Raw genomic sequence first — 22,390 nt, forward strand, 5'->3', positions numbered from 1 at the left:
ACAGACCAGGTCATCCAATATATGGATGACCTGGTCTGCTGTTAAATAATGGTTGTTCGACTCTTATAGAATTCCAATCGTGTTCAATAAAATAACGAAAGCAACAGAGATCACCGGAATGAGTACAGCAACGACAAAAATATCCTTATAGCTGTCTTTATGCGTCATTCCCGTAATCGCAAACAGTGTCAAGACCGCTCCGTTATGTGGAAGCGCATCGAGACCACCGGAAGACAGAGAAGCTACGCGGTGAAAAGCTTCCGGACTGATTCCAGTGTTCATGGCGATTTCATAATACTTAGAACCCAGTGCTTCAAGGGCAATTCCCATCCCGCCGGATGCGGAACCGGTTGCACCTGCGAGCACGTTAACAGCGATTGCTTCTGAGATCAATGGGTTTCCTTTAATGCCCATCAGCAATTGTGTCAGGTTGGCGAATCCAGGGACTTCACGTACGACTGTACCGAACCCGACCGCGGCACTCGTGTTGATGATGGCAATGACGGAACCGCCCGCTCCACTGTTCATGGATGGGATGAACTTCTTGTACATTGTCACATTCAGGAGCATGATGAGTACGATTCCCGAAATCAATGCCGTGACAACGTCCCAGTCTAATAGATTCAATGTAAGAAGAACCGTTAATAATGGCAAAAGGGACAAGAAGAAGTTCGGTGTTTCATCAGGTTGATCCATTTCATTCTTTTCTTTCGGTTCTGTGAAAACCTCTCCTTGAGCGACAAGTTTCTTCTCACGCCACCTCAGGTAAAAGTAACCTCCACCACCCATGATGATACCCGCTATTATACCCATGACAGGGGCTGCCATGGCATCCGTCTGGAAGTATTCCATCGGGATCAGGTTCTGAATTTGCGGTGAACCCGGAAGAGCTGTCATCGTAAACGTAAACGCTCCTAATGCGACAGTAGCAGGAATTAGCTTTCGACTGATGTTCGCTTCACGGAACAGGGATAGTGCCAATGGATAGACCGCGAAAACAACGACGAAAAGACTGACTCCACCATACGTCAGAACTGCGGCAGATACGAGCACCCCTAAAATCGCACGCTGTGTACCAATCAATTTTGTAAAAGCGACCGCGACGGATCGGGCCATCCCTGTGTCTTCCATCAGTTTTCCGAAAATGGCTCCGAGCATAAAGACCGGGAACCAGTCTTTAGCGAAGGCGACGAATCCGCCCATGTATGTATCTTTATAAGCTTCGAGTAGATCAAGACCGCCGGTGAGGGCGACGACACCAGCTGCGATGGGCGCCACCCAGATGATTGACCAGCCTAAGTAGGCGAGGGCCATCAATACGGCAAGTCCGAGAAAAATTCCGAGCATGGTTTTTCCTCCTTATGTTTATTGAGTCTCGACGACCATGGCGATGCCTTGACCGCCGCCGATGCATAACGATGCGACGCCGTAACGTCCACCTCTTCGTTTAAGTTCCTTGATCATCGTGTACAATACACGCGTGCCGCTTACGCCGATCGGATGACCGAGGGCAATCGCTCCCCCGTTGACGTTCACTTTGTCACGGTTGAGACCCAGTTCTTTTTCAACGGCAAGGTATTGAGATGCAAACGCTTCGTTTACTTCGATGAGGTCCATATCATCAAGTGAAAGCTCTGCTTTTTCCAAAGCCTGACGAATCGCTGGTGCAGGACCGATGCCCATGTATTCAGGTTCAACGCCGGCAACGGACCACGAAAGGATCTTAGCGATCGGCTGAACATTGTGATCGCTCACATAATTTTCGCTTGCTAAAACAACAGCACCCGCTCCGTCATTAATTCCACTCGCGTTCCCGCCTGTCACCGTGCCGTCCTTTTTGAAGGCAGGCTTCAGCTTGGATAAGGATTCAGGGTTGGTATCTTCACGTATATGCTCATCTTGATCGACTACCTTTGTGCCTTTACGTGTCTTAATTTCAACAGGGACGATTTCATCTGCAAATTTTCCAGTGGAACGGGCTTCCGCTGCAAGCTTGTGGCTGCGTGTCGCATACTCATCCTGTTGTTCTCTTGAAATTTCATACTTCTCCGCAAGGTTTTCACCGGTTACACCCATACCCGCCCCGATGTACTCATCCGTCAAGGCGGCCCAGAGCATGTCGTCAACTTTCGGTGTACCGAGCTTGGTGCCAAAACGGCTGCCGCGCATCGCGTGAGGGGCAAGGCTCATGCTTTCCACACCACCAGCTAAAGCCGTTTCCCCTTCCCCAAGCTGAATGGACTGGGCTGCCGATATGACGGATTGCATGCCTGATCCACACAAACGGTTGACCGCGAGAGCCGGGCTAGTGTGCGGCACGCCTGTTTTCAAGGAAATGTGTCGTGCTAAGTAAGGTGCATTTTGAGAAGAATGGATGACATTCCCCATGATGGTGAGATCGATATGTTCTGCGGAAATACCGCTTCGTTTCAATGCTTCTTTACTTGCTGTTACGCCTAAATCGGTCGGGTCGACGTCTTTCAGAGAACCTCCGAACGTACCAAATGGGGTGCGGGCCCCTTCTACGATATAGACTGGTTTCATGTAAAAATCCCCTTTCGTTTATTGAGCCGTATAACCGCCATCGATGACGACCGCTTGGCCTGTGACTCCTTTGGATTTGTTGCTTGCAAGGAACAGCGTGTAATCCGCAATTTCCTGAACGGTCAAAAGACGCTTTTGTGGAACAAGCGGATAAATGACTTCTTCCAGCGCTTTTTCTAAAGAAACGCCACGGTTTTTAGCCAGATCCTCAAGTTGATTGCGCACAAGTGGCGTGTCAACGTAACCCGGACAGACTGCATTGACGGTGATGCCGTCTTCTGCACCTTCAAGAGCCGTCACTTTCGTAAGGCCGATGACCCCGTGTTTCGCACTGTTATAGGCAGACTTGCCGGCAAAACCAATTAAACCGTTGATGGACGCCATGTTGATGATGCGGCCGAATCCTTGTTTTTTCATAATCGGAAAAGCATGTTTCGTCGCCATGAACGGGGCAACCAACATGATTTTTGTGATCAATTCGAACTTCTCTGTTGGAAACTCTTCTATCGACGCAACGTGCTGCAATCCTGCATTGTTGACAAGCACATCAAGACGGCCGAGTTTTTCTACCGTTTCATCGATCGCACTCTGAATCTGTTCTTCTTTCGTTACGTCACAGACAAGTCCGATCGCCTGCAGTCCTTCCTGATTCAAACGATCCGCTGCTTCTTTCACTTTTTCCTCATTGATATCACTGAGTGCTACTTTTGCTCCGTTACGGGCGAATTCGGTTCCGATTTCATACCCGATTCCGCTCGCTGCACCTGTAATGAATACCACTTTGTTTTCAACCATGGGTGTTCCTCCTTATTTGCTGGATGGCATTTTTAAAAGTTCGTCACTGATGATGAGTTCTGCTTCTGTCTGTTCTTTGATTTCGTCTACCGTCCATCCTTCAGCAATTTCAACGAGCTTCAGGCCTTCGTCCGTTACGTCCATGACAGCACGATCAGTAATAATGCGGTCGACGACGCCTTTTCCTGTCAGCGGCAGTTTGCATTCCTTCAAGATCTTCGGATCGCCGTGCTTGTTAACATGATCCATGATAATGACGACCTTTTTTGAACCGTGTACGATGTCCATCGCACCACCCATGCCTTTAATCATTTTTCCTGGGATCATCCAGTTGGCAAGGTCTCCGTTTTCTGCAACTTCCATCCCGCCTAAAATGGCTAAGTCAAGGTGCTCCCCGCGGATCATGGCAAACGATTCCGCACTGTCGCAGTAAGCGGCACCGACAGACGCCGTCACCGTTTCTTTTCCGGCATTGATTAAATCGGGATCGACTTCATGCTCATAAGGAGAGCGGCCGATACCCAAGAGGCCGTTTTCCGATTGAAGCACGACTTCTTTATCCGGCTGGATGTAGTTCGCGACCATTGTCGGCATGCCGATTCCAAGGTTTACATAGTAACCGCTTTTAATTTCCTGCTCTGCTCGTCTGGCAATCATTTCGCGGATTGCCGCTTTATCTTTTTGTACTGCCATTGTTCATCTACCTCCTATTTATGCTTCTGCTTTTACCGTATAACGTTCAATTCGCTTTTCCTGCTGCCCTTCAATCAGTCCTTGCACATAAATGCCCGGCGTGTGAATCGCATCTGCTTCCAATTCACCCGGTTCGACGAGTTCTTCGACTTCTGCAATTGTCACGGCACCGGCTGCCGCCATCATTGGGTTGAAGTTGCGGGCGGTTTTGTTGTACACGAGATTTCCGTGACGGTCGCCTCTAAAGGCACGGACAAGACTGAAGTCCGCCGTCAACCCTTCTTGTAAAAGGTATTCCTTACCGTTGAATGTGCGTACCTCTTTGCCTTCCGCGATTGGAGTACCAACTCCCGCTGGTGTGTAAAAGGCCGGGATTCCCGCTCCACCTGCACGGATTTTCTCAGCCAACGTTCCTTGAGGCGTTAGTTCGACTTCAAGCTCACCTGCAAGTACCTGACGTTCGAATTCCTTGTTTTCTCCGACGTACGAGCCTATCATTTTATCAATCTGTTTATTTTTCAAAAGTAGTCCGAGTCCCCAATCATCGACACCGCAGTTGTTGGAGATGACCGTCAAATGCTTCACGTTCGATTCGACCAGGGCAAGAATCAAGTTCTCCGGTATTCCGACGAGCCCGAATCCTCCTACCATAATTGTTGAATGATCCTTTATATCTTTCACAGCTTCATGAAATGATGAATAAATTTGTTTCATGAGTCTTCACACTCCCTTCACCTATTTACATGCAAGTTTCATGCCAACTTTACGGTATTGATGCATCAAGGATTTTGAATCTTTTGTGAAATCTTTTTTACGGATTCATGGAAAGAGGCGCGCGCATTTAATGAAAACCCTTACATAAGCACATAAAAAGAACCATTCCAGAATTCCGGAATAGATTCCTGATTTCTGGAATGGTTAGAGATTGTATTTTTTCACTTTATCATATAGAGATGATTTTCCAATGCCCAGCCGTTTCGCAGCCAAACTTTTATCCCCCTCTGTTTCCTTTAACACTTTTTGAATCGCTTGTTTTTCGGTCTCTTCGACTATTTGTTTCAGCGTTTCCGCCTCGTGAGCAGGAGCAGATTCCTTTTGAAGATGAGCAGGAAGATCTTCATATTGAATCGCTTCTCCGTCGGTCATATGCACCGCTGACTCGATGACGTTTTCAAGCTCACGGACATTACCCGGCCAGTGGTATTTGTAAAAAACGTCTTCGACCGCTTTCGAAAAATCTTCCACACGTTTGCCTGTACGGTCGGATATTTTCTGCAGTAAATATTTGGAGAGGATTTTGATGTCACCACGTCTCGTACGAAGAGGAGGGATATCAATCTGGACGACATTGATTCTGTAAAAAAGGTCCTCACGGAAGCGCTGCTCCTGAATCATTTCTTCCAGCGACTGGTTGGTTGCAGCGATGATGCGGACATCCACTTGCTGTGGCTGAACTGCTCCCACCGCTTCGATTTCTCCTTCCTGAAGAGCGCGCAAAATTTTCACCTGTGCTCTTAAAGGCATGTCCCCGATTTCATCAAGAAAAAGCGTCCCGCCATGGGCGAGCTGGAATTTCCCAGGCTTGCCACCTTTTTTCGCACCCGTAAACGCGCCGTCCTGATAGCCGAACAGCTCCGCTTCGATGAGATCCTCTGGGATAGCTGCACAGTTCACTTTCACAAAAGGCTTTGTGCTCCGCTCGCTGAGGTGATGGATGCTGTGAGCGAAAAGCTCTTTCCCTGTTCCACTCTCCCCTCGCAACAGAACAGAAACATCGCTGTGTGCCGTTTTGCGAATCTTTTCTTTTAACTGTAAAACGTCAGGAGAGCTTGTAATGATGTCATGCAGGGAGTATTTGGCTCCGTTTTGCTGCTGCATTTGATTACGGTAGGTTTCAAGCTCAAGAAGCAGATCCTTGATATGTGTGTTCATAATTTTCCACTCATCCGTATCACGGAAAAGAACCATACCAAGGGCACCGATCACCTCACCGTTTTCCCAGAGTGGAATGCGATGGGCAATCATATAATCGCCACGGATCTGCTGAAGGTCGGCCATTTCTTCTTCCCCAGTATCCGCGACAATATGCATACGCGTATTTTCAATGACGTCCGTTACATGCTTCCCTTTCACCGTCGATTGATCAACATCAATGAACCGGCAGTAGCTTTCATTCATATAAGAAATGCATCCTTCTCGATCAACAACGACAATACAATGTTCCACATTTCCAAACAACGTCTCAAGCACTTGATTCCGGTAATCTTCAAGCATAGAAAGCATCCCATACCCTCCTCTTTCTTCCTATTTAACATGATAACGTTTACAAACTCATTTATTAAGAGTCTATCAGAATCCCTTCGCACATACTAGATACAACCTAAAAAATACCACACCAGGTCATCCATATTCTGGATGACCTGGTGTGGCATATATTGTAAGTCTATTACTCTTCTTTCACATCAATGCCTTGATAAGTCTCAAGCATATGGATGCGTTCCATCATGGTCGGGTGTCCGTAGCGTAAATATTTGACGAGCGCAGGTGGGTGGACATCGCTCAAACCGTTCACGGTAAGCTCCTGGAACGAACCGATTGCCGCATCCGGATCCCGGGTCATTTCAATCGCGTACTGGTCAGCGTCGGTTTCGGCATTCCTTGAAATGGCAAGCTCCACTGGACTGGATAAGAACGAAAGCAGCGTAAGGATAAGGAAGAACATAGGTAAACTAGAAATATCGGATACTCTCGTAAACCCAAGCCTTTCTCCCCATCTGCGCGTTGCGTATCGCAATAAATGATAGGTGAAATAAAGCCCAAAGAACGTCGCGACAATAACACCGGCGAGATTCCAATACAAGTGATTCATGACATAATGGCCGATTTCATGCGCCATAATAAACAGCACTTCATTTTCCTGAAGACGATTCAGTGTCGTGTCCCACAGCACGATCCGCAAATTCGAACCAATTCCGTTCACGTAAGCATTCATACTGTTCGTCTTCTCAGACATATTCACTTCATATACCCGATCAGCTGGAACATCTGCTTCATCCGCAAGCGTGAGGATTTTCTCTTCAAGCTGCTTATTTTGAAGCTCAGTAAAATCGTTGTAAATCGGATCAATGACGACCGGCTGTAAGTACATCATAAAAAATAAAAACGGGATCATGAGCACCCAGGCGATCAACCACCAGCGCTTTTCAAACTTTTTCATAAGGAAGTAAAGGACTGTGATGAGCAGGGCCATGATGATGAATCCGATCCAAAACCCAATCAGCTCATCGCGCATCCAACTGGAAAAGCTTTGTGTGGAAATGCCATATTCCACCGACAACCATCTTCTCGCGTAATCCATTGGGAACAATAGAATCGTTGTCAACGTCTGCAGGAGTAATACAAAGATCGGGATTTGAATGACGCGAAAACGGGAAATTTGCTTGCCGAAATTTTTAAAAACCACCGAGGCACCGAAAATCATCACACCAAGATAAATCATCCACTCCAGCGGCTCTCCAAGAAAAGATAAGAAGTTTTGATACCGCGAATACTCCTGACTTAGTTCAAGCTCCTTTTCTGTCATGAATGTCGCAGGATCCGCAGCCGTTCCTTCATAGGCTGGGGGAACACCGACATCGGTCCACTGGAAAAAATAAAGGCCTAGCAAAAGACCATAAATGACATACAACACGAGCGTCCAAGTGACGAACTTCTTCTTCACTTCCCCACCTCCGAAAATAGGACTCGTACCATTGTACGAGCTTATGTGAGTGACTAGAACTCCCTTATCATTTAACAATGAGATGCGATGTTTCACATGGAACATTCCTTAATGCTTTTCCGAGAAATGGCGGTCGTACATCGATTTCTTTCAAGTCTGCTAGCGGAATCCATTGATAGATCAACCGCTCCCCTTCAAGTCCATGGAAAGATCCTTCTCTGTATATCGCTTCTTCTGTGTGCAATAAGTAGTATAAAGCCACCTCATGCATATCATCCCCGCGGTGTTCAAAAAACGTCTCCGCCATCCATACCGTACGTTCTACCTCAACGGTATAGCCAAGCTCCTCTTCCATTTCACGAACGATTGTATCTTCCGACGCTTCCCCGAGTTCAATGCCTCCACCCGGAAGCGCCCAATACGTGTCATTCACCTGTTTATGTAGAAGCACATGTTCGTTTTCTATTAATATACCAGCCGCTCGGTAATTGAACCGCTGCCCCTCCACCTTGAACCGAACATCCCTCGCCATCCAATCCCCTCCTGAAAATTCTCATACCCTATAAACTACCACACCCAAAAACCAAACTCCTGCATCGGAGGGATAACATATCCAAATATTGTTGTACCAGTTCATACATATATTGGTAATTAAGGTACAAAAAGAACCGGACCTGGATGGTGGTCCGGTTCTTTCCTTGATCCGTTTACCAGATCTGTTCAACGTATTCCGGATGATCAATGAAAGGATTGCGATTCCCCTGATAATCCTTATAGATGACTTCATTTCGGTTTCGTTCAAAGGCGTCCACAGGATCCTGCGCATGCCATTCCTTCAATATGGAGAGCTTTCCTAAATATGGACCGTTCGTCCCTACATAATCTGCAATTTCCAGATCTAACTCTCCCTGATCTCCCTCATAACGGACGGCCATATAAAAAATCATTCGTGCAACGTCCCCTTTTACCTTGTCACGAGGCTCCCAGGAATCACCATCATAATACGTGCCAGGTGCTTCGTAAAAAGCAGATCCTCCTTCATCAAAGTCCAGATTACCGCGAGCTGAATTAACGGTTACATCCGTTGGGCGGAGATGATGGATATCTGTCCCTGCTCCCATTGATGTCCCGAAACCTCCATGTGACTTCGCCCAGACGTGCTCACGGTTCCAGTCATCGACATACCCTCCGTTGTCATACTTACTGTAGGACTTACCGGAATATAAAAGCAGTACATTGTTTGAGTTTGAAGGATCTTCATCTGTATGACGCAGGGCATCCCACACGTTGGAATAAGAAAGCTCGGTATGGTCATCAATGATATCATGCAGCGATTGCTTAAGTGCATATCCATTCAAACCTTCGGCCGCTTGATAGTAGCTGCCTGTGTATGTACCTCCATTGTCACCTCCGCCATCATTACCAGAGACTTCGGATATTGAAGTTACGTATTCAATGCCCTGATGAGAGAAATAATCATCCCTCGTACCATCCACCCTGATTTTCGTACCCACCAATCCAGGATTGTTTTGCAGGCCGTATTCACTGCGATATTCCGAATCCAACTTCACAAAAATCATGTTGTCCACCTGAGTTTCGGATGCATCATCCGCCACCGCTAAAGCATAATTACTCGTAAAATTGCTCTGTTCTACCGTATCAATGTTTACAGGAACCCCCACAATATACCCTTCTACAGATACATCTGTTCCATTAGAAGTGTACAAAGCATCGCCTACAGTGATCGTTCCAGCAGCCTGAACACCATGAGCAGATAAAATAAGGACAAGACTAAAAACAAAAACGAACATCCTTTTCAAATGAAGCACTCCCTTTATAGAAATTAGACCTTCGCCTACCTTTTCCACGCCGGGTATTAATATCCTTCAACTACACACAGAATTAATACAAACCTCACAGTCCCTTAACACCGCATCTACAAACTTTCCAAAATATGTATGACCTGGTCACATATAAAGGTCACACATAAAAAGAAAAATCATTATGTGAAATATTGAGCAAAAGGGTTGTTTTTCAAAATGGACCGCTTTATAATAGAGCCATATCCAACATGTGAAAAACTTCACATGTACATTCAAGGAGGATTCACAATGAAAATTGCTGTTATTGGAAGCACACACGCAGGTACCGCTGCGGTTACAAATATGGCGAAAATGTATCCTGAAGCAGACATTACAGTTTATGAACGAAATGACAATGTATCCTTTTTATCTTGTGGGTTAGCGTTATACGTTGGAGGAGTCGTCGAGGATCCGCAAGGGTTGTTTTATTCATCCCCCGAAGAATTAAAAAACCTTGGTGTAACGATGAAGATGCAGCATGACGTGGAACACATCGATACAGTCAGAAGAACGATTGAAGCCACAAACCTTGTCACAGGTGAAAAAGTCTACGACACCTATGATAAACTTGTGATGACGACAGGTTCCTGGCCAGTCACCCCTCCTATAGAAGGCATCGGACTTGATAACATCCTGCTTGCGAAAAACTACCACCAGGCAAACACAATCATTGAGCGAGCAAAGGATGCGCAAAAAGTGGCTGTCGTAGGCGCTGGCTATATCGGTGTCGAGCTTGTAGAAGCTTTCGAAAAAGCAGGCAAAGACGTCACACTCATTGATGGTGCAGATCGAATTTTAAACAAATATTTAGATGAAGAATTCACTACTATTGTCGAGGATGATTTCAAATCACGCGGCATTGAGCTTGCATTGAACGAAACGGTCCAGCGTTTCGAGGGAACCAATGGATCCGTTTCTTCCGTCACAACAAATAGAGGGACCTACGAAACAGACCTTGTCATCCTTTGCGTCGGTTTCCGTCCGAACACGGATCTCTTAAAAGGAAAAATTGAAATGCTCAGTAACGGCGCCATCAAAGTCAATGAGTATATGCAAACGAGTGACCCAGATATTTTTGCAGCCGGTGACTGTTGTGCCGTTCCTTACAACCCTACGGGCGGACACTTGTATATTCCACTTGCAACGAATGCTGTCCGTATGGGAACATTAGCTGCCCGCAATTTGATGGAGCCGACGATGAAACATGTCGGAACCCAAGGCACATCCGGCCTTCACATTTTCGATCTGAACATGGCTTCTACTGGACTAACGGAGACTTCAGCTCAACTTTTAGACACTCATGTGAAAAGTATCACAATTGAAGATACTCATCGTCCAGGCTTTATGCCGACAGCAGAAAAAGTCATGCTGAAAGTGACCATCAACCCAGATACTCGCCGCATCCTCGGTGCGCAAGTCATTTCCAAAGCGGACGTGACACAATCCATCAACACGATGAGCGTGTGCATCCAAACGGGGATGACGATCGATGAACTGGCGTACACGGATTTCTTTTTCCAGCCGCACTTCAACCAGCCGTGGAACTTCCTGAACAAAGCTGGTCTCGAAGCACAGGGCCAGGAACCGAAACAGATACCTGAACTTGTATAATAAATGCCCCCATGGATGCATCCATGGGGTTTTGACTATTTTCTTTTATTCAATTCTTTTCTATATCGTTTCATTCTTCTCAAATCCTTGCCAAGCTCATCCAGCGGAATGCCATCAACAAATGAATCCTTGTACAACATCTCAGCAAATTTTTCATCATTGACCGACGAACCTCGTCTGACCTTATTTGCTCGGATGTCCGATATGAAAGCCACCTCCTGGGTTTATTGCCTAACTATACCCTATTCACAAAAAGATAATCCTAATACTGATAATGAGAAATAACCATATTGATCACCTGGTCAACCTCTCTTTCACTCACATCATAATTCGTAACGAACCTGACCGTAGAGGGACCAAAAGGCACGGCCAGAATCCCGACTTCCTTCAGCTTATGTAAAAAGGATTCTGCGGTTTCCCCCAGTCCATCCACATGTACGAGCACAATATTCGTTTCCACCTTTTCGATTTTCAGACCTTCCACTTGCCGAAGACCATTGGCCAGTTGCCTTGCATGTGCGTGATCCTCTGCTAACCGGTCAACCATCTCGGTTAAGGCCACATAGGCAGGTCCTGCAACCATCCCCACTTGGCGCAAACCTCCGCCGAGACGTTTTCTCCACTTTCTCGCCCTCTGAATAAAGTCATAGGAACCCGCAATAATCGATCCAACCGGTGCACCTAATCCTTTCGATAAACACACCTGTACCGTATCAGTTTGATCAGCGTACCGGTGCAAAGAGACACCTGAGGCGACAGACGCATTGAATAAGCGTGCCCCATCAAGGTGGACGGGAATCCCTGCTTCTCGAGCTACTTCATAAATCGCCTGCATGTTTTCTAGCGGCACGATAACGCCACCCGCTTTGTTATGCGTGTTCTCGAGACAAATCAAACTCGTTTCCGGAAAATGAATGTCGTCCGGCCGAATTGCGGCCTTTACATCTTCAGGGTCCATCACCCCACGTCTCCCTTGGATCGTCCGCGGCTGAACGCCAGCAAGGGCAGACATCGACGCCCCTTCATATAGAAAAAGGTGGGCGTTCGCTTCCAGAAGCACTTCATCCCCTGGGTTGCAGTGAGTCAATACAGCAATCTGGTTCCCCTGTGTTCCACTGGTTACAAACAAAGCGGACTCTTTCCCCAGCATTTCCGCCGCCTTGGCTTCCAGTTTTTTAACCGTTGGATCTTCTTCGTACACATCATCCCCGACCTCTGCTTCAAACGCTGCCTGACGCATCGCCATCGTCGGTTTGGTTACGGTATCACTTCGCAAATCAATCATAAGTAACCCTCCTTTTTTTCTATTGTACGTAAATGAATAAGAGTTTGGAAAGCATGAGGGGTAAGGATGGATACTTAGATATCGTTTTCGAATTCTTAAGTAGCTTTGTCGAATACTAAAATAATGCTGTCGAATTCCCAAATAACATTTCCTCTTGTCTTAAAACGCTTGCAAGTGAGATACTCTTTTTCATGGTCATATGTTAAAGAAAGAAAGGATCTTACCCATGGAACAACTAACCAACGTATTTATAGAGATTAATAGCTTTTTATGGGGACCAGTTATGCTTATTTTCCTTCTTGGGACAGGTGTATGGCTGACGTTCCAACTGCGCTTCATCCAGGTCCGCTCCCTCGGACAAGGGTTCAAGCAGACGTTTGCTCCACTTTTTAAAAAAGAAAAAACAGAAGGCATCCACTCCTTCAAGGCGCTTGCAACTTCGATTTCTGCGCAAGTGGGAACAGGGAACCTTGCTGGTGTCGCGACCGCCATCGCAGCGGGTGGTCCCGGGGCAATTTTTTGGATGTGGATCAGCTCCTTCTTCGGGATGGCTACAATTTTCGCAGAAGCCGTTCTTGCTCAGCTTTATAAAGTGAAAAAAGGAGACCAGGTCCACGGTGGCCCTGCGTATTACATCCGGGACGGACTTGGCAGCAAGTGGCTCGCGGGATTCTTCGCTATTGCCATCATCATCGCCCTTGGATTTGTCGGAAATATGGTACAATCCAACGCAATTACGACCGCGATGAACGAAGCGATGGGTTCAAGTTCCATCATGCTTAACCTTGGTCTAGGAGTCGCCGTTGCCTTTTTCATTGGACTCATCTTATTTGGGGGCATTACACGGATTTCGTCCTTTGCTGGAAATGTCGTACCGGTTATGGCCTTGCTCTATATCATTGGAAGTCTCATCATTATGGTGAACTTTTGGGACCAAGTGCTTCCAACACTGCAACTCATTGTTCAAGCCGCTATCAGTCCTGAAGCAGCCGGCGGTGGTGTCCTCGGTGCCACGATTAAAGAAGCGATACGCTACGGAATTGCGCGCGGCCTCTTTTCAAATGAAGCTGGCATGGGTTCGACCCCACATGCACACGCCGTTGCAAACGTCAAACGGCCATCCCATCAGGGACTCGTCGCTATGGTCGGTGTATTCATCGATACCGTCATCATTTGTACTCTTACAGCCATGGTGATATTGATTACAGATGCTCACCAGACAGACTTGCAAGGAAGTGCAATCACACAGGAAGGATTTGCACGCGGCTTGGGAGAGTTGGGGATTCCGTTTATCGCAATCTGCCTCTTATTCTTTGCCTTCACAACGATTCTCGGATGGGCTTATTTCGGAGAAGTGAACGTGAAGTTCTTATTTGGTGAAAAAGGAGTTCCTTTGTATCGCGGTATTGTATTGATCTTCATTGTGGCAGGTTCGCTTGTCCAAGTTGATTTCGTCTGGCAAATGGCCGACACGTTCAATGCGCTTATGGTGCTGCCAAACTTAATGGCAATCCTCGCATTAACTAAAATCATCAAGAATACATGGAAACAAGATCAACTCCATTAAAAAGACCGGCGCAAGCCGGTCTTTTTTTTGTAAACGTCTAGTAAAAAAGGAGGAGAGATGCTTCTTAAGAGCGTATATATAGAGGAGGTTAGGAAAGGAGCGGTGTCTATGTTATTATTTTCAATCATGCTTACCATCCATATAATCGCAGGATTCAGTGCTCTTGGCGTTTTTTGGATTCCCCTTGTAACGAAAAAAGGAGGAAACACCCACAAAAAAGTCGGCTGGATTTACGTTACGGCCATGTACACCGTAGCAGCTACAGCTTTGTATATGGGAATCTATCGCATCTTTTTCGATTATACGGTACCAGAAGCGCGAGCTTTTTCCTTTTTCCTACTTTTCATTGCTACATTAAGTGCAGCAACGGCATGGATGGGGATCCGTGTCTTGCGCTTTAAACGACGTACAGACAAACATCGAAATGGATACGACCTTGGAATTTCAACTCTCCTAATCCTAATGTCAGCCATCACGATGGTGTTTGGCTGGATCTACGACTTTCCATTGCTTCAATACTTCCCCATCTTAGGGATTATTCTTGGTGGAGGACAACTGCATTACTGGCTGACTCCTCCGCAGAATAAAACGCACTGGTATTTTGAGCATTTCGGAAATTTGATCGGCTGTTCCATTGCTACTCTTACAGCCTTCACCGTCTTTGGTGCTCCACGTTTGTTGAATATATCAAGCATCAGCATCTGGTTATGGTTGGTGCCTACCGCCATTTTAACACCATTGATTTATCTATTTAATTGGCATTATAGAAAGAAATTCAAAATCCAGAAAAGGAAAAAACAGACCGCTTAATAATTATCGCTTATCGTTACCATTAGACAATTTTTGATGGTATGGAACAATGGAAAACAAGAAGAAACCGTGTGAAAAACCCGCTTGCATTTATACACATGTGGAAAATTAAGACTAACGAAAATAGTTACCCACAATTGTCCACAGACTTATGCACAAACCTTGTAAATTTTCTGATATTCACAGCTTTCCCCTGAATATAAACAGGTTATCCACGGAAATTATCCACATATACACAATCATTGAATCTATATGGTGGCGAACATATTTTCTGCTACCATATATGACACTTATCCAGAATACTATTCACACCCTGTGGATAACATCAGGGCGAATATCGTAGAACTATAGCGAATTTTGACCGTGAAAAAGAGTATCCAATGCAGGATACTCTTTGTGTTTGAATTACTCTTGGGATCCAAGCGTCAGAGTAGTGGTCGCTTTCTCACCATCTCGGTAATACGTGATTTCCATCTCATCCCCCGGATCTTTTTCATTGTACAGATATTTACGCAAGTCTATGATATCCTGCACAGGTTCTCCATCCAGAGCGGTGATGACATCCAATGGCTCAAGACCTGCTTTAGCAGCTGGAGACATTTGTCGAATGCTGCGGATATACAAACCACCGTCTACATCTTGAGGAAGGTTCAGTGTATTGTTCCATTCAGAGCTCGGTACCTCATTCAGACCATAAGCTTCAATACCAATGTACGGACGATTCACCTGTCCATATTGTTCCAATTCATCAATGATAGGCTTGGCTGAATCAATGGGAATAGCAAAACCGATCCCTTCCACTGAAGACTGAGCAATTTTCATCGAATTAATGCCAATTAATTGACCGTCAATGTTAATAAGTGCTCCACCACTGTTTCCAGGGTTTATGGCTGCATCCGTTTGAATGACTTCCGCCTGCCAGTCTTCCATCCCATCTCCGTTAAAGTCCTGAGGAATTGCCCGTTCCTTACCACTGATGATTCCTTGAGTGACCGATCCTGCGAAACTTAGACCAAGAGGGTTTCCGATAGCAATGGCCGGCTCACCGACTTTCAAGTTTTCTGAAGTCCCTAACTCAGCAACTTGTTCAACTTGATCGGCTGGCATCTTCAAAACAGCCAAATCGGTAAACAAATCTCCTCCGATCAACTGGGCTTTGACCCTTGTTTCATCGGCCAGGACGACTTCAATTTCACTTGCCCCTTCAATGACGTGGTTGTTCGTCACGACATAAGCGGTACCGTCTTGTTTTTTATAAATCACGCCGGATCCTACCCCTGCCTGTTGGGCGGAGTCGCCTTCCTGCTGCCAAAAATCTTGACGGGTCTGCAAATTGACGACTCCTACAACGGAGGGAGTCACTTTTTCAACCACTTCGGTGATTTGGGTATTTACATCTAGCTGGACGTTTTTAGTCGTGCCTCCCGTCAGCTCCTGATCATCTTCAACAAGTCCACTCTCATCCTCTGGAATCGTCATATCATAAGGAAGTAACTCTGTCTGAACCAAAGCCGGTAAAGCCAGTAAGACAAGAACGGCTCCTAAAATACCTCCCACAATTGTCGGCATCACCCACCGCCTGCGCTGTTGTTTCTGCTGACGGGTAGGAGAATGATCATCATAATAACCCACGCCTCTTTCACCTTACCTTTCTTACGCTCTCCGTAGATTTCTAAGGTACTGTTTCCTTATTCTTTACTATTTAAAACCTTTTAAACCTCAAAGATTGGTGTAGCTTCCTGTGGGTCCGTATCATGCAGTTCAATGTGGCTGCCCACTTCAAATCCACGCTCTTCTAAAACATTTTTAACAGACATATGGGCTAGGTCTTTCATATTGTTGTCGAGACTCAAGTGTGCAAGATAAATTCTTTTCGTCTGATCCGTAATAATATCCGTGAGCGCCAGGGCACAATCCTCATTGGAGACGTGTCCGGAATCCCCTAATATACGCCGTTTTACATTCCATGGGTAACGTCCCATTCGAAGCATGCTCACATCATGATTCGATTCGAAGATGTAGGCATCGGCACCTTCCACTGTTTTTTTAATCCGTTCCGATACATAACCGAGATCGGTGACAAGGGCAATTTTCTTCCCATCCTTATGGAACGTATAAAACATCGGGTCTGCCGCGTCATGGGAAACGGCAAAGGATTCTACATCCAGCCCCCCGAATGTCTTCGTCTCTTCCATGGAAAAGTGGAACTTCTGGTCGATGGAAAGTTTACCAATCTGTCCTTCCATCGCATTCCAAGTTTTTTCGTTGGCGTAAATAGGAAGGTTGTAGCGCCTTGCCATGATGCCTAGACCTTTGATGTGATCACTATGCTCATGAGTGACAAGGATTCGTGATAAGGATTGCGGATCAATGTTGACTTGATTAAGCAGACCTTCCATTTTCTTACCACTCAGGCCTGCATCTACTAAGATTCTCTCATCTCCCGATTCAATATAGAATGCGTTCCCCGTACTGCCTGAAGCAAGTACACTAAATCTCATGCTCATTCCATACACTCCATTTAATTGGTTTCTCTATTTTCATTTGCTGCCGTTTGCTCTTCTTCCGCACTTTTTAAACCATACTCACTTTTAACATCCGAGATAAAGGATTCTTCATTGATATATTCAATAATCGTCCCGTCAAAAGTGTAGAGAAAATGGTTGCGGTCTCCGTTGACCGTCACTTTCCAAGTGGAGGCAAACACTTGCGTTTCGTTTTCCTCCCCGGCCGGAAGACTGTAGCTTGTATGATAACCGATATCCATTGATGTGATTTCATCTCCGGGTTCAATGAGACTATGATTCAACAGGATGCGAATGGCGCTGAGAGGTTCAATGTTGACTTCTGTTTCACTGGAGGCCCCAGAGTATTCTCCATCTTCAAAGGATAGCAAAGTTGCTACATATCCCGTCATTTCACCGTCGACAATATTCAATAATAAGTATCCGTTATTGTTAAAGTAAACGGTTTTATTATTTTTTGCCTGGAAAAAGAGAGCCGCACCCGACTCTTCATTCCATCCCCAATAAGAATATCGGGAAGCGAAAGGTACAACATCAGTGACCACACTTTGAATCGTATCTTCTGTCACTTCTATAGGATCATCAAAGGTGACGTGCAATACTTGGTTGTCTTCTTTGAGTTCGACCTCTTTGTCACTTTCATCCATATCTTCAATTTGACTCATCACATCATCAGGAAACGAATGCGTACTCTCCGACTCAATGGGAGTAGCTTCTGGTAATTCCTCCGGGATTGCATCATCCGCAATGGAAATGTCGTTCGCTTCCAGTTCAGCTTCAATACTTTCAGCAACGGTGGAGATCTGCCCCACTTCATCCTCCGCTTGCTTGCCTAACAATTGCTGCAGCAGGAAGAGGTCGAGGATTAAGAAGCTGATGATGAATAATGATTTGATTTGACCCCACTGCATGTTTTACCTCCTCGTTACGATACCTCTGCATTTTGAGACTTTTCTTCTGGATATACCTTCGTCCAGCCGCTGTTTGTCAACATGTACCATTCAGGAATCAAGCTGTACACCAATTCGCTCCTTTGTTCTTCAATTGTGTACATAATCTTCAAATCCCTGATTCTTGAGGTTTCTAATTCCCCATCTCGTTGAAGATCCAAAAGAACTTCCTCACCTGACAAGAGGTTCGTTTCGCTTTCGTTGATACTGCTGTACTGGACAAGCGGACGATCATATTCCTGGATCTGCCCTTGCTGATAACTTAATTGGATACTTGCCAATTTATAAGTCTCCACGTTCTCAAGAACAGGCCGGTCATTAAAGTAAAGGCGATAGCGAACTTCATCCCGACCACTTAAGATTGAATTTAAACGATAGTCATCCGTCCACCCCAAGTGACTATTTATGTCCTCCATACTTTGGACAAACAACTCATATTCCGTCAAGTTCTTCTGGTTTGCTGAGTTCGGAATTGTCAAATCATATTCCATTCTCTTATCATACTGCGTCAACCTTCGCTGAATGGTTTTGGTGATATTCTCACCGCTATTCGTCCGCGACTTGAACACGCGCGTATTTGAAGGGAAAATATCATTCTGAATCGGTTTTACGTTTACAGCTCCTGTTTGCAGCACATATTCGGATATACTCACAGGATTTTTAGGTACGTAGATGTGGGAAGCATTCGTGCGGTCCTCAGGGTTGATCTGCAGGAAGTCAGCCACACGGGACATTTCCACCATTTCATCTTTATTGTCAACTTCCTGTATCGCGCGTTCTCCAGCAGCTGCACTGATATCTGCTTGTAGCGTAACTTCACTGCCTTCCCCATCGCTATTTACAAACCACAAATCATATGAAGAGGAAGAAGCGGCACTTCCCTCTGTCGAATGACGCAATAAAAAGATTCGATTAAAATTGGCCTGCTGTCCCTCCATTGGAATACCTTCGTTCACTTTGAAGATATCACTAATCACTTGGACCGGCAGATGGGCAGGGAAAATGATTTCTACAATCTCACTGTGGTTATCGACATTAATTGTTCTTGGACTCGTATCAAAATTTGATAAGTTCCACTGCTGCATCTGCTGTTGGTAAAAGGCTGTAAGGTCGATATTATCTTTAAATGTAAAATAGGAATTCTGCTCATGAAAAACGACCTCATCAGGAGGAACGAGATTTGGAATCGTCCGCTCTGATCCTATTTCTTCTAATCTAGTATCTTCAATGAACACATCCTCTTCCAACGGTTCATTCATAGGCTGATACGTCCAAAGGGCTACGGTCAAAACTAAGCTAAAGGCGATGAGGATCACCAAAATAACGGACTTCATGGTTTCTTTTTTCATGACTGTCCCCTCCGCTTCTGACTCATGAGCGGTAACGTAAAGTGGACAGTCGTGCCCTTACCTTCGCGGCTTTCCGCCCATATTTTTCCATGGTGAGCTTCAATCATTTCCCGGGCAATAGCAAGGCCCAGTCCGGTTCCTCCCATTTCTCTGGCACGGGATTTATCGACACGATAAAAGCGATCAAAGATCTTATCAACGGTGTCAGGCGGCATTCCAATTCCTTCATCGGTGATGCTTACGCGCAGCTGTTTCTTCGTAGAATGAGCATTAAACCGGATGCTCCCGCCTTCTGGAGAGTATTTGATAGCATTGGATATGACATTATCCAGCACTTGGGTGATTTTATCTTTATCCATCCACACATACATGTTCTTGTTCGACAAGTTGCGAATGAACTCTACTTTTTCATTTTTGTTCATTTCAAAACGATCAATGACACGGTCAAAAAAGCTGACAAACTCCACCCGTTCTTTCATCAGACTCGTTTCTTTATGATCCATTTTTGTTAACTGCAAAAGATCGTTCACTAAACGAATCATACGGTCTGTCTCATTTTGGGTCACATCAAGGAATCTTGGTGCAATGTCAGGATCCTGCCATGCCCCATCGTTCAATGCCTCTATATAACTACGCATGGTCGTCAGCGGCGTACGTAGTTCATGAGATACATTAGAAACAAACTCCCGTCTTTCTTTCTCTACACGCTGTTGTTCGGTCACATCACTGATCACAGTAATAAAACCATTCATGTCATGGTTTTCATCTTCGACCACAGAAAAGTTTGCTTTTAGAAGAAGATGGTTATCGTCACTGCTTAAATCAATGATCATAGAACCTGCTTCTTCCACCTCTGAGATATTTTCAACTTGATCATTCAAGTCTAGAACATCCACAAGAGATTGTCCCTGGACTTCTTCAAATGTCTGGCCAATTAATCTTGAGGCCGGCGCATTCATTAGTGTGATGGCACCGAGGCGGTCTGTCGCAATGACACCATCCGACATATTGGAAAGCACAGAGCTCAACTTCCGCCGTTCACCTTCTGTCGTCGCTGTCGCCAGCTTCAATTTATCGTTTAGATCATTAAATGTATGACCCAACTGTCCAATTTCGTCATTTCCTTTTACATCAACCTTCTGGGAGAAGTCCCCTGTGGCCATGACTTGTGCCTGCCGCTTCATTTCTGTCAGAGGTTTTGTGATGGTCCTTGCCACCAAAATTCCGAGCAAAGCCGTAACCGTAATGGCTAAGACCGTCCCTTTGGCGAAAATACTGATGATTTCCCCAAGTTGTTCATAGATGTCGTTCATATAAACTTCATAATAAAGAGCGCCTACAATCTCTTCCCCGGACTCATCCGTAATCGGATTTGTACCTCGGAACAGCCGGTTGTTGGTCCCTTCTTCACGCCATGGCTTAGGTTCTGTGGCCTCCCCAAACAAGAACACCTTCGTAATGGCGGAGTCCGTTACTTTTTTCCCGATGGGAGACTGGTCACTCGTTGTCGTAGCTGCAAGCACTTTCTGGTTATTATCTACAACCCATAGTTTCCCAATATCTGTGTTGTCATCGCTAAAATCATTAATAAGACTTTGTAGATCTGCGTCCAAGGGCAGTGTATCTTCCCCCCGCTCTGTATTGAACGCATTTTGCAAACTGTAGGTCAATGAATTCAGCTGTCCTTCGATTGAATTCGTGAAGTTTGTCTCAAGCTGCTCTTCCAATCGATCGACAAAATAGACACCAATGACTTGGATGCCCAATAACAATAACAAAATGTATACAAGAATCAGCTTCAGCCTCACAGACTGAAAGAAACCCACTTCTTTCATAAAGGCTTAATCCTGCTCTGGGTTTCTCAAATAATACCCAACCCCGCGACGGGTAACAATCCACATTGGGTTACTAGGATTCTCTTCAATTTTTTCACGCAAGCGTCTGACCGTTACGTCGACGGTACGGACGTCACCATAATAGTCATAGCCCCAAACCGTCTCAAGCAAATGTTCACGAGTCATGACTTGTCCGATATGACGAGCAAGATAGTGAAGCAGTTCAAACTCACGGTGAGTCAACTCAATATGATTCCCATCACGAGTCACTGTGTAGGCATCCGGGTGAATCGCCAGACGGCCGATTTCAATATCTTTCGTCTGCTGCGCGCTGTCTTCAGGCTCCTGCTGTTGACGACGCAGGTTCGCCTTCACTCGGGCAATCAACTCTCGATTACTGAAAGGCTTGGTCACATAGTCATCTGCGCCCATTTCCAGTCCGAGTACTTTATCAATTTCTGCATCTTTTGCCGTCAACATGATAATCGGCATATTATGACGCTTCCTCACTTCACGGCATACTTCATTACCATCTTTGTTCGGCAGCATAATATCAAGAAGAATCAATTCCGGCTCTTCTTCATCTGCTTTCGTAATTGCCTCATCTCCGTCATATGCACAAACGACTTGATAACCCTCTTTTTCTAAGTTGAATTTCAATATATCAGCAATGGGTTTCTCGTCATCGACCACTAAAATTTTCTGTGCCATAGTGCTTCACATCCCTTTCCTCGTCATCTTTTCTTTCCTTTATTTTAACTTATTTACTGCTAAATGTCTTATTTCACCATAATCCTCTCTCGAAATCAGCCGTTTCACCTATACCTTTATCATGCCTATTTC

19 protein-coding genes are annotated in these 22,390 nt (G+C 45.5%); 3 read left to right on the forward strand and 16 right to left on the reverse strand.

All coding sequences use genetic code 11. The features are described 5' to 3' along the window. Window positions 1-63: 63 nt before the first annotated feature. From K2225_RS11105 to K2225_RS11145, 9 genes are all read right to left on the reverse strand, one after another. Window positions 64-1,347 (reverse strand): GntP family permease, encoded by a 1,284-nt coding sequence (locus K2225_RS11105; protein ID WP_220584795.1) that lies wholly within the window; start codon window positions 1,345-1,347, stop codon window positions 64-66. 18 nt (window positions 1,348-1,365) lie between these two features. After that, window positions 1,366-2,544, reverse strand: a complete 1,179-nt coding sequence (locus K2225_RS11110) for a thiolase family protein (RefSeq protein WP_220584796.1) — start codon at window positions 2,542-2,544, stop codon at window positions 1,366-1,368. 18 nt (window positions 2,545-2,562) lie between these two features. Continuing rightward, window positions 2,563-3,339, reverse strand: coding sequence for a 3-hydroxybutyrate dehydrogenase (locus tag K2225_RS11115; protein ID WP_220584797.1), 777 nt, complete (start codon window positions 3,337-3,339; stop codon window positions 2,563-2,565). 12 nt (window positions 3,340-3,351) lie between these two features. After that, entirely contained in the window at window positions 3,352-4,032 is a 681-nt protein-coding gene (locus K2225_RS11120) for a 3-oxoacid CoA-transferase subunit B (protein ID WP_220584798.1), read from the reverse strand. A gap of 18 nt (window positions 4,033-4,050) precedes the next feature. Further along, window positions 4,051-4,746 (reverse strand): CoA transferase subunit A, encoded by a 696-nt coding sequence (locus tag K2225_RS11125; protein ID WP_115823022.1) that lies wholly within the window; start codon window positions 4,744-4,746, stop codon window positions 4,051-4,053. Between the two features lie 204 nt (window positions 4,747-4,950). Next, window positions 4,951-6,315, reverse strand: coding sequence for a sigma-54 interaction domain-containing protein (locus tag K2225_RS11130; RefSeq protein ID WP_220584799.1), 1,365 nt, complete (start codon window positions 6,313-6,315; stop codon window positions 4,951-4,953). 163 nt (window positions 6,316-6,478) lie between these two features. Then, entirely contained in the window at window positions 6,479-7,753 is a 1,275-nt protein-coding gene (locus tag K2225_RS11135) for a M48 family metallopeptidase (RefSeq protein ID WP_370632741.1), read from the reverse strand. Window positions 7,754-7,820: 67 nt separating this feature from the next. Then, window positions 7,821-8,285, reverse strand: coding sequence for an NUDIX hydrolase (locus K2225_RS11140; protein ID WP_220584801.1), 465 nt, complete (start codon window positions 8,283-8,285; stop codon window positions 7,821-7,823). A 175-nt stretch (window positions 8,286-8,460) separates the two neighbouring features. After that, window positions 8,461-9,564: an endonuclease gene (locus K2225_RS11145; protein WP_220584925.1), complete on the reverse strand. Its 1,104-nt coding sequence runs from the start codon at window positions 9,562-9,564 to the stop codon at window positions 8,461-8,463. A 300-nt stretch (window positions 9,565-9,864) separates the two neighbouring features. Between K2225_RS11145 and K2225_RS11150 the strand changes: the two genes are divergently transcribed. Beyond that, window positions 9,865-11,226, forward strand: coding sequence for an FAD-dependent oxidoreductase (locus tag K2225_RS11150; RefSeq protein WP_220584802.1), 1,362 nt, complete (start codon window positions 9,865-9,867; stop codon window positions 11,224-11,226). Window positions 11,227-11,488: 262 nt separating this feature from the next. Here the strand turns inward: K2225_RS11150 and ltaE are convergent, their stop codons facing one another. After that, window positions 11,489-12,511: a low-specificity L-threonine aldolase gene (ltaE, locus tag K2225_RS11155; RefSeq protein WP_220584803.1), complete on the reverse strand. Its 1,023-nt coding sequence runs from the start codon at window positions 12,509-12,511 to the stop codon at window positions 11,489-11,491. Window positions 12,512-12,737: 226 nt separating this feature from the next. On the opposite strand from ltaE, the gene K2225_RS11160 reads away from it, so the two are divergent. Both K2225_RS11160 and K2225_RS11165 read left to right on the forward strand, forming a co-directional pair. Beyond that, entirely contained in the window at window positions 12,738-14,078 is a 1,341-nt protein-coding gene (locus tag K2225_RS11160) for an alanine/glycine:cation symporter family protein (RefSeq protein WP_220584804.1), read from the forward strand. Window positions 14,079-14,186: 108 nt separating this feature from the next. Next, window positions 14,187-14,888 (forward strand): DUF2306 domain-containing protein, encoded by a 702-nt coding sequence (locus K2225_RS11165; protein WP_220584805.1) that lies wholly within the window; start codon window positions 14,187-14,189, stop codon window positions 14,886-14,888. Between the two features lie 405 nt (window positions 14,889-15,293). Here K2225_RS11165 and K2225_RS11170 read toward each other — a convergent pair whose 3' ends face one another. The 6 genes from K2225_RS11170 to yycF all read right to left on the reverse strand — a co-directional run bounded on the left by K2225_RS11170 (window position 15,294) and on the right by yycF (window position 22,258). Beyond that, entirely contained in the window at window positions 15,294-16,520 is a 1,227-nt protein-coding gene (locus K2225_RS11170) for a S1C family serine protease (protein ID WP_220584806.1), read from the reverse strand. Between the two features lie 80 nt (window positions 16,521-16,600). After that, window positions 16,601-17,395, reverse strand: a complete 795-nt coding sequence (locus tag K2225_RS11175; RefSeq protein ID WP_220584807.1) for an MBL fold metallo-hydrolase — start codon at window positions 17,393-17,395, stop codon at window positions 16,601-16,603. A 14-nt stretch (window positions 17,396-17,409) separates the two neighbouring features. Then, complete coding sequence (yycI, locus tag K2225_RS11180; RefSeq protein WP_220584808.1) at window positions 17,410-18,324, reverse strand: two-component system regulatory protein YycI; 915 nt, start codon at window positions 18,322-18,324, stop codon at window positions 17,410-17,412. Between the two features lie 14 nt (window positions 18,325-18,338). After that, window positions 18,339-19,712, reverse strand: a complete 1,374-nt coding sequence (locus tag K2225_RS11185) for a YycH family regulatory protein (protein WP_220584809.1) — start codon at window positions 19,710-19,712, stop codon at window positions 18,339-18,341. Continuing rightward, window positions 19,709-21,547, reverse strand: coding sequence for a cell wall metabolism sensor histidine kinase WalK (gene walK, locus K2225_RS11190; protein ID WP_146814603.1), 1,839 nt, complete (start codon window positions 21,545-21,547; stop codon window positions 19,709-19,711). The genes K2225_RS11185 and walK overlap by 4 nt, the downstream gene beginning before the upstream one ends. Window positions 21,548-21,553: 6 nt before the next feature. After that, complete coding sequence (yycF, locus tag K2225_RS11195) at window positions 21,554-22,258, reverse strand: response regulator YycF (protein WP_146814601.1); 705 nt, start codon at window positions 22,256-22,258, stop codon at window positions 21,554-21,556. Window positions 22,259-22,390 lie beyond the last annotated feature (132 nt).

Origin of the sequence: Halobacillus sp. Nhm2S1 (assembly GCF_019599545.1) — a bacterium.
Classification (GTDB): Bacteria; Bacillota; Bacilli; order Bacillales; family Halobacillaceae; genus Halobacillus.